This is a genomic window from Streptomyces sp. NPDC001406, assembly GCF_042895285.1.
Lineage (GTDB): Bacteria > Actinomycetota > Actinomycetes > Streptomycetales > Streptomycetaceae > Streptomyces.
Genome location: NZ_JBIAWG010000016.1, coordinates 107,224 through 118,970, shown reverse-complemented (window position 1 = coordinate 118,970; position 11,747 = coordinate 107,224). Strand labels below are relative to the sequence as shown.

The following is an 11,747-nucleotide window of genomic DNA, read 5'->3' as shown; positions in this document are numbered from 1 at the left end:
CGGTCATGACGCTACTCGCACATGATCGCTACGTCGACGAGATCGCCCACCAGGTGGGGCAGTTGAGGGCCGTCGTGACGTCCGGCGCCGATCTGTCCGCGACCGTGCCGACCTGCCCCGACTGGCGGCTGGAGCAACTGGTCCGCCACATGGGCGGCGCCCTGCGCTGGGTCGACCTGCTGGTGCGGACCCGGGGGCGGGAGAACATCCCGACCGAGCAGGTCCCGGAGTACGACGGACCGGAGCCCGGCTGCGCCCCCGCCGTGCTGGACGCCTGGCTCGCGGAGAGCGGCCGGCTGGTCGTCGAGGCGCTCCGGGAGGCCGGGCCCGACGCCGAGGTCTGGGCCTGGGCCGGGGTTGCCACCTCAGGCTTCTGGGCCCGCCGTATGGCGCACGAGATCACCGTCCACCGCGCGGACGCCACGCTCGCGGCCGGACTGCCCTACGACGTCGCGCCCGACATCGCCGCCGACGCGCTCGACGAGTGGCTCGAACTGGTGGAGTGGGTGCAGCGGAACGCGCCGCACGAAGCGGCGAAGGAACTGCGCGGACCCGCCCGCAGCATCCATCTGCACGCCACGGACACCGCGCCGGACCTGAACGCGGAATGGCTGGTGGAACTCGCCGAGGACGGTGTGCACTGGCGCCGCGGTCACGAGAAGGCCACCGTCGCCCTGCGCGGCCCGCTGACCTCGGTCCTGCTCGCCTTCTACCGCCGGCTGCCGCTCGACAGCCTGGAGCTGGAGGTCCTCGGCGAGCGGGAGCTGCTGGAGTTCTGGCTGGAGAAGACCACGTTCGGCTGAACGGGCGTGGCCCGTCCCCCGGGGCTGCGGGGACGGGCCACGACGGTGTACGGGAGTGAAGTGCGGCCTCAGCGGCCGTTGTTCGTCCCGCGGCGGCGCATGCCGAAGAACACGGCGCCGCCGCCGATGACGACCAGGGCGGCCGCGATGCCGGCGATCAGGCCGGTGTTGGAGTTCGCACCGGTCTCGGCGAGGTTCGAGTCACCGGCCGCCGGGGACGGTGCGTTGCTCGGGGTCGCCGCCGGGGCGGTGCTGGTGCTCTGAGAAGCCGACGGGGTCGGGGAGTCGGACTCGGCCGGGGTGGACTTCGACGGCGACGGGGTGGCCGACGGGGTCGGGGTCGGGCTGTCCTCGGTCTTGCAGGCCGTGGACGGGGTGGTCAGGTTCGGCGTGATGTCCGCGTTGACCTGGTTGCCGGCCTTGACGTGGATGCGGTACGTCGCGTTCGGCTTCCAGTCCTCGGCGAAGGTGACCGTGGTGCCTTCCTTGGAGCCCTTGATGTTTTCCGGCTTGCCGACCTTCTTCGCGTCGGCGCCGTTGTTCTCCAGGAACACGGTGATGACGGCCGGGGTACCGGAGGGGTCCTTGTCGGTGACGACGATGACGCCCTTGGAGCCGTCACAGGTGGCTTCGGCGGAGAACTCCTTGATGTTGCACGCGAGCGCGGTGTTGGCGACGCCCAGTACCAGCGCGGCGGAAGCGGAGGCGACACCCAGGATGCGCGCGGAACGTGCACTGCGGCGGGTTATGGACACGTTTGTCCTTTACGGATTGCACAACTGCGGGGGGCTGAGGGGCAGATGAAGCAATGACGAGGCGAGGCTCCACCGCCCCAGGTGACTCACAGGTTTATAAGCGCCTCAACGGCAGTGTCAATGCATATGCCGCCTACAGGTGTTGACTTTGCCCGCTCATTAACCGCCGAGACGTTTCAGCGCCTCCGAAGCCTCCTCGATCCGGTCAACCAGGGCGATTCTGGCCTCCATCCGCCGTTCCCTGGCGAGCGCCTGCAACAACGGCCAGGCCGGCAGCCGCTCCGTCCAGTGCGCCCGGTCCACCAGCACCATCGGCGTGGGCTCACCGCGCGACTCGTAGTAATTGGGAGTCGCGTTGTCGAATATCTCCTGTACGGTCCCGGCGGCGCCCGGCAGGAACACCACGCCCCCGGTGGAGCGGGCCAGCAGGCCGTCCTCGCGCACGGAGTTGGCGAAGTACTTGGCGATGAGCGAGGCGAAGGCGTTGGGCGGTTCGTGGCCGTAGAACCAGGTGGGGATGCCCACGGAGCCGCCGCCGCCCGGCCAGCGGTCGCGCACCTCGAAGGCGGCGCGGGCCCAGTCGGTGACGGACGGCCGGAACGAGGGTGCCTTGGCGAGGAGTTGCAGCGCCTCCGGCAGCATCCCGTCGTCGAACGGGGCGGCGTACGCGCCTAGGTTCGCCGCCTCCATGGCGCCCGGTCCGCCGCCGGTGGCCACCGTGAGACCGGCGCGCGTCAGCTCGCGGCCGAGGCGGGCGGCGTCGCCGTAGGCCTCCGTGCCGCGGGCCATGGCGTGTCCGCCCATGACGCCCACCACCCGGGTGTCCGCGAGGAGTTCGTCGAGCGCGTCGGAGACGGCGTCGTCGTGGACCGCGCGCAGCATGGAGGCGTACACGTCCCCGTCGGCCTTCGTCCGCTGGAACCAGCCGTAGGCCCGTGCGTCCGGAGTCGCCTCGTACCCCTCGTCGAGCGATTCGAACAGCTCGTCGGGGGAGTAGACGAATCCGCGGTACGGGTCGAAGGGGAGGTCCGGCACGGGCGGGAACACCAGCGCGCCTGCAGCCCGCACCCGGGCGGCGGCCTCGGGGTCCATCGGGCAGCCGAGGAAGACGGCCCCGGCGGAGTCGACGGAGAGCAGGGCGTCCGTACGGTCCGTCAGATCGACGGCCTGGACACGGAACCTGGCGAGCGAGCCGGGTCCGGCCACGACCTCGTCGAACTCGGCGAGCGACTCGATCTCATGGTCGTGGGCGGCGCGGTTGGGCTGGGCGGGTGTCGGATGCACCCGCCCATGCTGGCACAGGCGTTCGGGGCGGCGGACCGGTGTCCCGTCAGCTCTGCACCGCGGCCGGGTCCATCCACATGACCTCCCACGTGTGGCCGTCGAGGTCGTCGAAGGCGCGGCCGTACATGAAGCCCTGGTCCTGGGTCTCGCCGGTCGCCGAGCCGCCGGCCGCGATCGCCTTGTCCACCAGTTCGTCGACCTTCTCGCGGCTCTCGGCGCTCAGACAGATCAGCGTCTCGCTGGTCTTCGTCGAGTCGGCGATCTCCTTCTTCGTGAAGTCGGCGTAGCGCTGCTTGCTCAGCAGCATCGCGATGATCGTGTCGCTGATCACGACGCAGGCGCAGTCGTCGGTGCTGAACTGCGGGTTGATCGAGTAGCCGAGCTCCGTGAAGAACTTCTTCGCGGCGTCGACGTCGTTGGTGGCCAGGTTCACGAAGATCATCTGCTGGTACATGCCGTTCTCTCCCTCGGGGTTCGTGCCGTTCGCAGGGGTAGACACCGGGCCGCCGGAGAAATCATCGGAGGTCCGCGAACTTTTTTCCGCGGATTCTCAGCGGGCCAGCGGGAGCGCCGTCAGCTGCGCGGTCACCAGCGCGAGCGGGGCGAAGAGGGCCAGCAGGGCGCCCGCGCGCAGGGCGGCGGCACTGCGCAGCATGCGCGTGGGTGCACCGAGCCGGAGCAGGGCGGCGGTGGTGTCGGCGCGGGACTGCCTGGCCTCCACGGCCGCCGTGAACAGGGTGGCCACGGTGCAGCCGGTGACCAGGAGGGTGCCGAGGACGGTCAGCGGGCCGAAGAAGGAGGGTGCGGCGCCGCCGTACAGCGCGGTCATGGTGTACGTGCCCGACGCGACCGCGCAGACCACGCCCACGGGGCGCCCGATGCGGCCGGCCTCCGCCATGAGGACACGGCCGGCGAGGAGGCGGAGCGCTCCCGGGCGCGCCGCCTGCAGCAGGCGGCCGCACAGGTGGGTGAGGCCCGGGGCGGCCAGGATCAGGCCCAGGGCCGTCAGGGCCCAGCCGGCCAGTACTCCGGCCGTGCCGCCGACGGCGTCGCCGGGGAGGGTCACGGGGCCGGAGCGGCTCGTGTACGCCTCGACGGCGAGGCCCGCGGCGAGAACGGCGAAGCCCCAGGGGAGGCCGGCCGGGGAGCCGTGCGGGGCGGGAGCGAGGGTGCCGGTCCAGCGCGCGGCGTGCGGAGCCGCTGCGTGGGGGTCGGACTCGTGGTCCGGGTCGTGCGAGGTGCCGTCCGCCGGTGCGGGGACACCTGGTGCCGAGACACCTGGTGCCGGGACGCCCGTGGCCGGGCGGGCGTCCGTCCCCGTGTCCCGGCCGCCTGGGGCCGGGCGGCCGCCGCCGATCCTCAGGCGTGTGCCGAAGCGGCCGTACGCCCCGAACGTCTCCCGCGATGCCGCGTGGCCGTGCGACCCGAAGCGGCCGCCCGTGCGAGCGCTGCGGCCGGCCGCGGGACGGGCGTCGCGGGGGCGCAGCGTGAGGGCCACCGCCGCGGACGCGATCCCCGGTACCAGCGCGAGGAGGGTGAGCGCGGCCGGCAGCGGGAGGGGCTCGCCCGCCGCCAGGAACTCCTTTGCGGCGCCGTCGAAGGGCATGCCGGTGAGATCGCCGCGCAGATGGAGGAAGAACAGCAGCGCCAGCATCGAGCCCAGCGCGCAGGACAGGGCCGTCGTGAGCGCCGAGATCGCCATCAGCCGGGCCGGGCCGAGACCGAGGGCCGACAGGCCGGGGCGGGGCTTCGTGCCGGGGTCGGTGCGGGCGACGCCGACCGCGAGATGCACCGTGGCCGCCAGGGGCAGCGCGCACCAGGCCAGGCGCAGGGATCCGGCGGCGGGGGCGGCGGGGTCATCGGGATGGCTCAGCGCGTAGCCGAGGGCGGCCAGGAGCAGGAAGCCGGTGCCCGCGGCGGCAGTGGCCACGAGGAGGCGGCGCAGCTGGACCGCGGGGTGGGCGACCCGGCTCAGGCGGAGAGCGAGCACGCGGCCCGGCCTTCCGTATCGGGCGCCGGAGGCAGATGCACGGTGTTCACGCGCCGCCCGTCCAGCAGGGACACCGTGCGGTCGGCCAGGGCCGCGGTCTCGGAGTCGTGTGTGGCCAGCACCACCGTGATGCCGTGCGAGCGGGCCGCCGTCATCAGCGTGCGCAGGACATGGGAGCGGTCGGCGCGGTGCAGCGGCGCCGTCGGCTCGTCGGCGAACAGGACGGTCGGGGCGGGCGCAAGGGCCCGGGCGATCGAGGCGCGCTGCCGTTCGGCCTGGAGCAGTTCGTGCGGGCGCCTGCGTGCCTTGTCGCCGATGTCGAGGCGCTCCAGCCACTCCAGGGCGGCGATCTTGGCCCGGCGACGGCTGGTCCCGCGCAGCATCAGGGGGAGGGCCGCGTTCTCCCAGACGTTCAGCTCGGGGACGAGCAGCGGTGCCGGATCGATCCAGCCGAAGCGGTCCCGGCGCAGCCGCTCGCGGCCGACGGGACCCATGGTGTGGACGGGCACGCTGTTGAACCAGACCTCGCCGTGCCGCACCGGCACCAGGCCGGACAGACAGCGCAGCAGGGTGGTCTTGCCACTGCCGCGCGGGCCGCTGACGGCGAGGATCTCGCCCTCCCGCACACCGACCGAGACGCCGGCGAGCGCGGGCGAGCCGTCGGGGTGCCGGTAGTGCAGGGAGCGTGCCCAGAGCACGTCGTTGTCCGGCGGGGCCTCCATGGCGTACACCTCGGTTCTGATCCGTTTTCCCGTGCCCGGTCCCCCGTGAGGCCCCCTCGTCGCACGCCCGCCTGCCCTCCGGACGGGCGACGGGAATATGACGAAAGGGCCTTCCGGGGGAACGAAAGCCGGGCCGATCGGTCACTGGCACGCTAGGCAGGTCCCGGCGGGAGGCCGGACAGCACACGGCCCCGGGCGTCCGTTCTCACTCGAACGGACGGCACCGGGGTCGGCGTTGATCATCCAGGCGGAAGATCAGAGCTTCGTCCACGCCTCCGTGAGCGTCGCGCGCAGGATCTGCTCGATCTCGTCGAACGTGTCCTGGTTGGAGATCAGCGGCGGGGCGAGCTGGACGACCGGGTCACCGCGGTCGTCGGCACGGCAGTACAGGCCGTTCTCGAAGAGCGCCTTGGAGAGGAAGCCGTACAGGACGCGCTCGGTCTCATCGTCGTTGAAGGACTCCTTCGTCACCTTGTCCTTGACGAGCTCGATGCCGTAGAAGAAGCCGTTGCCGCGGACGTCGCCGACGATCGGCAGGTCGTGCAGCTTCTGCAGGGTGGACAGGAACGCGGACTCGTTGTCGAGGACGTGCTGGTTGAGGCCCTCGCGCTCGAACAGGTCCAGGTTGGCCAGGCCCACGGCCGCGGAGACCGGGTGGCCGCCGAAGGTGTAGCCGTGCAGGAAGGTGTTGTCGCCCTTGTAGAACGGCTCGGCGAGGCGGTCGGAGATCACGCAGGCGCCGATCGGGGAGTAGCCCGAGGTCATGCCCTTGGCGCAGGTGATCATGTCCGGGACGTAGCCGAACTTGTCACAGGCGAACATCGTGCCCAGGCGGCCGAAGGCGCAGATGACCTCGTCCGACACGAGCAGCACGTCGTACTGGTCGCAGATCTCGCGGACCCGCTGGAAGTAGCCGGGCGGGGGCGGGAAGCAGCCGCCGGCGTTCTGCACGGGCTCCAGGAAGACCGCGGCGACGGTGTCGGGGCCCTCGAAGAGGATCTGCTGCTCGATCTGGTCGGCGGCCCAGCGACCGAAGGCCTCCGGGTCGTCGCCGAAGATCGGGGCGCGGTAGATGTTGGTGTTCGGGACCTTGTGCGCGCCCGGCACCAGCGGCTCGAAGGGGGCCTTCAGGCCCGGCAGGCCGGTGATGGACAGGGCGCCCTGCGGGGTGCCGTGGTAGGCGACCGCGCGGGAGATGACCTTGTACTTGGTCGGCTTGCCGGTGAGCTTGAAGTACTGCTTGGCCAGCTTCCAGGCGGTCTCGACCGCCTCGCCGCCGCCGGTGGTGAAGAAGACCTTGTTCAGGTCGCCCGGGGCGTAGTCGGCGATGCGCTCGGCCAGCTCCACGGCCTTCGGGTGGGCGTAGGACCACACCGGGAAGAACGCCAGCTCCTGGGCCTGCTTGAAGGCGGTCTCGGCGAGCTCCGTGCGGCCGTGACCGGCCTGGACCACGAACAGACCGGCGAGACCGTCGAGGTAGCGCTTGCCCTTGTCGTCGTAGATGTAGGTGCCCTCGCCCCGGACGATGGTCGGGACGGGGGAGTTCTCGTACGAGGACATGCGGGTGAAGTGCATCCACAGGTGGTCGTACGCGGTGCGGCTGAGGTCCTTCTGGGTCACGGTTATCGGGTTCCCCACATGTAGGTCTGCTTCTTCAGCTTCAGATAGACGAAGCTTTCGGTGGAGCGCACCCCGGGCAGGGCCCGGATGCGTTTGTTGATGACGTCCAGCAGGTGGTCGTCGTCCTCGCAGACGATCTCGGCGAGGATGTCGAACGAGCCCGCGGTCATCACCACGTACTCGACTTCCGACATGGCGGTCAGCGCGTCCGCGATCGACTCGACATCGCCCTCGACGTTGATCCCGACCATCGCCTGCCTGCGGAAGCCCACGGTGAGCGGGTCCGTGACGGCGACGATCTGCATCACGCCCTGGTCCAGCAGCTTCTGGACGCGCTGGCGCACGGCCGCTTCGGAGAGGCCGACGGCCTTGCCGATCGCGGCGTACGGCCGGCGGCCGTCCTCCTGGAGCTGCTGAATGATGGCGAGGGAGACGGCGTCCAGCTGGGGACTGTTGCCGTTCCTGGACTCGCGGGACGAGTCCCTCTGGTCTGCGCTTCGACTGGCCACGAGCTCACTGTGCACGACGTCTCGACACTTCCGCAAGGCCGTATCGATGAAATTCGTTGTTTTCGTGACCTGGTCCTGCGGATTTCGCAGAAGTTGCCCGGACGGGGGTGTTGAAAACGTGGGACTGCGGATTAGGGTGGGTGTCTCAGCGATTGGACAGCTTGAACCTGATCAGGAGGCCGGCAGTGAGCACCGAGCTGCGTGGGCTGCGCACACTACGGAACTACATTGACGGCGAGTTCCGGGACGCCGCCGACGGACGGACCACCGAGGTGGTCAACCCCGCGACGGGCGAGGCGTACGCGACCGCGCCGCTGTCCGGGCAGGCGGACGTCGACGCCGCCATGGCGGCCGCCGCCGCGGCCTTCCCCGGCTGGCGCGACACGACGCCCGCGGAGCGGCAGAAGGCCCTCCTGAAGATCGCGGACGCGTTCGAGGAGCGCGCCGAGGAACTGATCGCGGCCGAGGTGGAGAACACGGGCAAGCCGACCGGGCTGACCCGCTCCGAGGAGATCCCGCCGATGGTCGACCAGATCCGCTTCTTCGCGGGCGCCGCCCGCATGCTGGAGGGGCGGAGCGCCGGTGAGTACATGGAGGGGATGACCTCCATCGTCCGCCGCGAGCCGGTCGGCGTCTGCGCCCAGGTCGCTCCGTGGAACTACCCGATGATGATGGCCGTGTGGAAGTTCGCCCCGGCGATCGCGGCGGGCAACACCGTCGTCCTGAAGCCCTCGGACACCACCCCGGCCTCCACGGTCCTGATCGCCGAGATCCTCGGCTCGATCCTGCCCAAGGGCGTCTTCAACGTCATCTGCGGCGACCGTGAGACCGGCCGCCGGATGGTCGAGCACCCGACCCCGGCGATGGCCTCCATCACCGGCTCCGTCCGCGCCGGCATGTCGGTCGCGGAGTCCGCGGCCAAGGACGTCAAGCGCGTCCACCTGGAGCTGGGCGGCAAGGCGCCGGTCGTCGTGTTCGACGACACCGACATCGCCAAGGCCGTCGAGGACATCTCCGTGGCGGGCTTCTTCAACGCCGGCCAGGACTGCACGGCCGCCACCCGCGTCCTCGTCCAGGAGTCCATCCACGACGAGTTCGTCGCAGCGCTCGCCAAGGCCGCCGCCGAGACCAAGACCGGTCAGCCGGACGACGAGGACGTGCTGTTCGGTCCGCTCAACAACCCGAACCAGCTCAAGCAGGTCACCGGCTTCATCGAGCGCCTCCCCGCCCACGCCAAGGTCGAGGCGGGCGGCCAGAGGGTCGGCGACAAGGGCTACTTCTACGCCCCGACCGTCGTCTCCGGCCTGAAGCAGGACGACGAGATCGTCCAGAACGAGGTCTTCGGCCCGGTCATCACCGTCCAGTCCTTCACCGACGAGGACCAGGCCGTCGAGTGGGCCAACGGCGTCGAGTACGCCCTCGCCTCCTCCGTCTGGACCAAGGACCACGGCCGCGCCATGCGGATGTCCAAGAAGCTCGACTTCGGCTGTGTGTGGATCAACACCCACATCCCGCTGGTCGCCGAGATGCCGCACGGCGGCTTCAAGAAGTCCGGCTACGGCAAGGACCTGTCGGCGTACGGCTTCGACGACTACACCCGCATCAAGCACGTCATGACGTCCCTGGACGGCTGACACCACAACCCCGCGGCCCCGGACGGAGGACAGCCCGCCCGGGGCCGCGGTGTTCCTTCTGCGCGGTGGTCGCACGGTCGTGGGAGGCGCGACGGGGGAGGGCCTGTCGTCCCTGAGGGCGGTCTGCTGCGGGGGCTGGAGCGGCGGGAGCGCGTCGACTTGGCGGAGCCGGTCAAGGGGCGGCTGCCGACCGGAGGTCCCCAGGTGGAGGCGCGGGTCGACTCCGCGACGGCGCTGGGCGATCCACAGTTGCCGGAGCGCCTGGTCGTCAGCCTTGCCGACCATTCCGTACGGCTCAACCTCCCGGCGGGGGAGGGCAGTTGGATCGCTGTCCGGACCGGGGTGGATGCATCCGCACGGTGGGCCGGCCGTGGGGGTCGGTCTGGCTCCGGTCGGTGCTTCACCCCGCGCGGGGACGTGATCGAATCGACAAGGTGTCGGCTCCGCCCGGGCCTGCTCGACGCACCGTCGATTGTCCGTCCACGGGGCGGGCAGGCATGCTGCCAGGGTGCCCCGGACTTCTTCTCACACGCCCGCGCTCTCCCGCCGCTCCCTGCTGCGCGCGCTGGGCGGCACCGCCGCGCTCGGCGCTCTCGCCGGCTGTGGGGTGCCCGCCGCGTACGTGAAGCCCGGCGACCGTGCCGTAGCCGACCTGTCCGCCACGGACAAGAAGCTGACCTGGGCGAACTGGCCCCTCTACATCGATACGGACGACGACAACCCGAACAAGCGGCCCACGCTGGAGGCCTTCGGGAAGCGCACCGGGATATCCGTCGACTACATCGAGGAGATCAACGACAACGACGAGTTCTTCGGCAAGATCAGCCCGTCGTTGATGAACCACCAGTCGACGGGCCGCGACCTGATCGTCATCAGCGACTGGATGTGCGCGCGGTTCGTGCGGCTGGGGTGGGTCCAGAAGATGGACCGGGCCCGGCAGCCCAACGTGGCGAAGTACCTCGACCCGCTTCTGCGCTCGCCGGCCTTCGACCCCGGCCGCAGGTTCACCGTGCCGTGGCAGTCCGGCATCACCGGCATCGCGTACAACCGCCGCAAGCTGGGCCGCGAGATCCGTCATGTCTCCGACCTGTGGGCGAGCGACCTCAAGGGCCGGGTGACCCTCCTGTCCGGCCTGGACGAGGCGTTCGCGCTGCTGATGCAGGGCAATGGCGTGGACGTCACCAAGTGGACGGCCGGCGATTTCCACCGGGTCTGCGACCAGGTGGAGAAGGAGGTCCACCGGGGCCAGATCCGCCGCTTCACCGGCAACGACTACACCAAGGACCTGGTCAGCGGGGACGTATTGGCCTGTCAGGCCTACTCCGGCGACGTCATCCAGCTCCAGGCCGACAACCCCGACATCCGCTTCGTCGTCCCCGAGGAGGGCGCGGAGCTCTGGTCGGACTCCCTGATGATCCCCAACCGCGCCCGCCACAAGGCCAACGCCGAGCGGCTGGTGGACTACTACTACGAGCCCGAGGTCGCCGCGGAGCTCGCCGCCTGGGTCAACTACGTCTGCCCGGTCCCGGCGGCCAGGGAGGTACTGGCGGCTTCCAAGGACAAGGACACCGCGGCCCTCGCCGACAACCCGCTGATCTTCCCGGACACCGCGATGCGCAACCGCCTGGCGATCCCCCGGGACATCAAGGCGACGGAGCGGGTGGAGTTCGCGAAGCGCTGGAACAAGATCGTGGGGCTGTAGCGACAGCCGGCGCCGTTTCTCCCCCTCACGCCGCGGGCCGGACGAGTCCCGACTCGTAGGCGAAGGTCACGGCCTGGACCCGGGCGCGGGCGCCGATCTTGGCCAGGACATGGCTGACGTGGGTTTTGACGGTGGTCGGGGCGATGGACAGCCAGTGGGCGATCTCGGCGTTGGACCAGCCGGCGGCGACGGCGACGAGGATGTCGCGTTCGCGTGCGGTGAGGGTGTCGAGCGTGGATGCCCGCTGCAGGGGGTGGGGGGTGCGCTGGTGCCGGACGGTGTCGATCAGGGCGCGGGTCAGGCCGGGAGTGATGACGGCGTCACCGACGGCCACCACGCGGACGGCAGCGGTCAGTTCGGCCGGGTCGGCGTCGTCGAGGAGGAACCCGTCCGCTCCGGCGCGCAGGGCGGCGTAGGCGTATTCCTCGTGGTCGGCGGGGGTGAGTACCAGGACGCGGGGAGCGTGCGCTCCGGCTTCCGCCGGTTCGAGAAGGCGGGGGAGGCGGGCCGGCTGGGCGATGCGCCGGACCGTCTCGATGCCGTCCGCCCGGGAGCGCGGGCTGTCCACCAGGACGACATCGGGACGGAGCGAGGCGCTCCTGCGGACGGCCTCGGCCCCGCTCGCCGCCTCCCCGACGACGCTCAGGCCGGGCTCGGCGGCCAGGAGCGTGCGCAGGGCGAGGCGCTGCAGGGACTGGTCGGTGACCACGAGTACGGAGACCATGGCT

General features: G+C 70.9%; 11 protein-coding genes. 3 read left to right on the top strand and 8 right to left on the bottom strand.

Annotated elements, in window-relative coordinates:
• Positions 1 to 5: 5 nt before the first annotated feature.
• Positions 6 to 803 (top strand): maleylpyruvate isomerase family mycothiol-dependent enzyme, encoded by a 798-nt coding sequence (locus tag ACFY1J_RS34150; RefSeq protein WP_390732549.1) that lies wholly within the window; start codon positions 6 to 8, stop codon positions 801 to 803.
• A gap of 68 nt (positions 804 to 871) precedes the next feature.
• On the opposite strand, the gene ACFY1J_RS34145 is transcribed toward ACFY1J_RS34150, so the two are convergent.
• The 7 genes from ACFY1J_RS34145 to ACFY1J_RS34115 all read right to left on the bottom strand — a co-directional run bounded on the left by ACFY1J_RS34145 (position 872) and on the right by ACFY1J_RS34115 (position 7,698).
• Positions 872 to 1,558, bottom strand: a complete 687-nt coding sequence (locus ACFY1J_RS34145) for an LAETG motif-containing sortase-dependent surface protein (protein ID WP_390712362.1) — start codon at positions 1,556 to 1,558, stop codon at positions 872 to 874.
• Positions 1,559 to 1,717: 159 nt separating this feature from the next.
• Entirely contained in the window at positions 1,718 to 2,842 is a 1,125-nt protein-coding gene (locus tag ACFY1J_RS34140) for an LOG family protein (protein WP_390712363.1), read from the bottom strand.
• Between the two features lie 46 nt (positions 2,843 to 2,888).
• Positions 2,889 to 3,296, bottom strand: coding sequence for a VOC family protein (locus ACFY1J_RS34135; RefSeq protein WP_390712364.1), 408 nt, complete (start codon positions 3,294 to 3,296; stop codon positions 2,889 to 2,891).
• 96 nt (positions 3,297 to 3,392) lie between these two features.
• Positions 3,393 to 4,832, bottom strand: a complete 1,440-nt coding sequence (locus ACFY1J_RS34130; RefSeq protein WP_390732548.1) for a hypothetical protein — start codon at positions 4,830 to 4,832, stop codon at positions 3,393 to 3,395.
• Entirely contained in the window at positions 4,814 to 5,554 is a 741-nt protein-coding gene (locus tag ACFY1J_RS34125; RefSeq protein ID WP_390712366.1) for an ABC transporter ATP-binding protein, read from the bottom strand. The genes ACFY1J_RS34130 and ACFY1J_RS34125 overlap by 19 nt, the downstream gene beginning before the upstream one ends.
• A gap of 255 nt (positions 5,555 to 5,809) precedes the next feature.
• Positions 5,810 to 7,174, bottom strand: coding sequence for an aspartate aminotransferase family protein (locus tag ACFY1J_RS34120; protein ID WP_390712367.1), 1,365 nt, complete (start codon positions 7,172 to 7,174; stop codon positions 5,810 to 5,812).
• Between the two features lie 2 nt (positions 7,175 to 7,176).
• Positions 7,177 to 7,698, bottom strand: a complete 522-nt coding sequence (locus ACFY1J_RS34115; RefSeq protein ID WP_363298690.1) for an Lrp/AsnC family transcriptional regulator — start codon at positions 7,696 to 7,698, stop codon at positions 7,177 to 7,179.
• 170 nt (positions 7,699 to 7,868) lie between these two features.
• Here ACFY1J_RS34115 and ACFY1J_RS34110 point away from each other — a divergent pair, with 170 nt between their 5' ends.
• Both ACFY1J_RS34110 and ACFY1J_RS34105 read left to right on the top strand, forming a co-directional pair.
• Positions 7,869 to 9,317: a gamma-aminobutyraldehyde dehydrogenase gene (locus ACFY1J_RS34110; protein ID WP_390712368.1), complete on the top strand. Its 1,449-nt coding sequence runs from the start codon at positions 7,869 to 7,871 to the stop codon at positions 9,315 to 9,317.
• A gap of 508 nt (positions 9,318 to 9,825) precedes the next feature.
• Positions 9,826 to 11,019 carry an extracellular solute-binding protein gene (locus tag ACFY1J_RS34105; protein ID WP_390732547.1) on the top strand — a complete coding sequence of 398 codons (1,194 nt, stop codon included), beginning with the start codon at positions 9,826 to 9,828 and terminating at the stop codon, positions 11,017 to 11,019.
• 25 nt (positions 11,020 to 11,044) lie between these two features.
• Here the strand turns inward: ACFY1J_RS34105 and ACFY1J_RS34100 are convergent, their stop codons facing one another.
• Entirely contained in the window at positions 11,045 to 11,743 is a 699-nt protein-coding gene (locus ACFY1J_RS34100; RefSeq protein WP_390732546.1) for a LuxR C-terminal-related transcriptional regulator, read from the bottom strand.
• Between the last annotated feature and the right edge of the window lie 4 nt (positions 11,744 to 11,747).

Excerpts from the sequence above, each read along its gene's own strand:
- ACFY1J_RS34135 (WP_390712364.1), bottom strand. The coding sequence starts at position 3,296 with ATGTACCAGCAGATGATCTTCGTGAACCTGGCCACCAACGACGTCGAC.
- ACFY1J_RS34100 (WP_390732546.1), bottom strand. The coding sequence starts at position 11,743 with ATGGTCTCCGTACTCGTGGTCACCGACCAGTCCCTGCAGCGCCTCGCC.
- ACFY1J_RS34150 (WP_390732549.1), top strand. The coding sequence starts at position 6 with ATGACGCTACTCGCACATGATCGCTACGTCGACGAGATCGCCCACCAG.
- ACFY1J_RS34125 (WP_390712366.1), bottom strand. The coding sequence starts at position 5,554 with ATGGAGGCCCCGCCGGACAACGACGTGCTCTGGGCACGCTCCCTGCAC.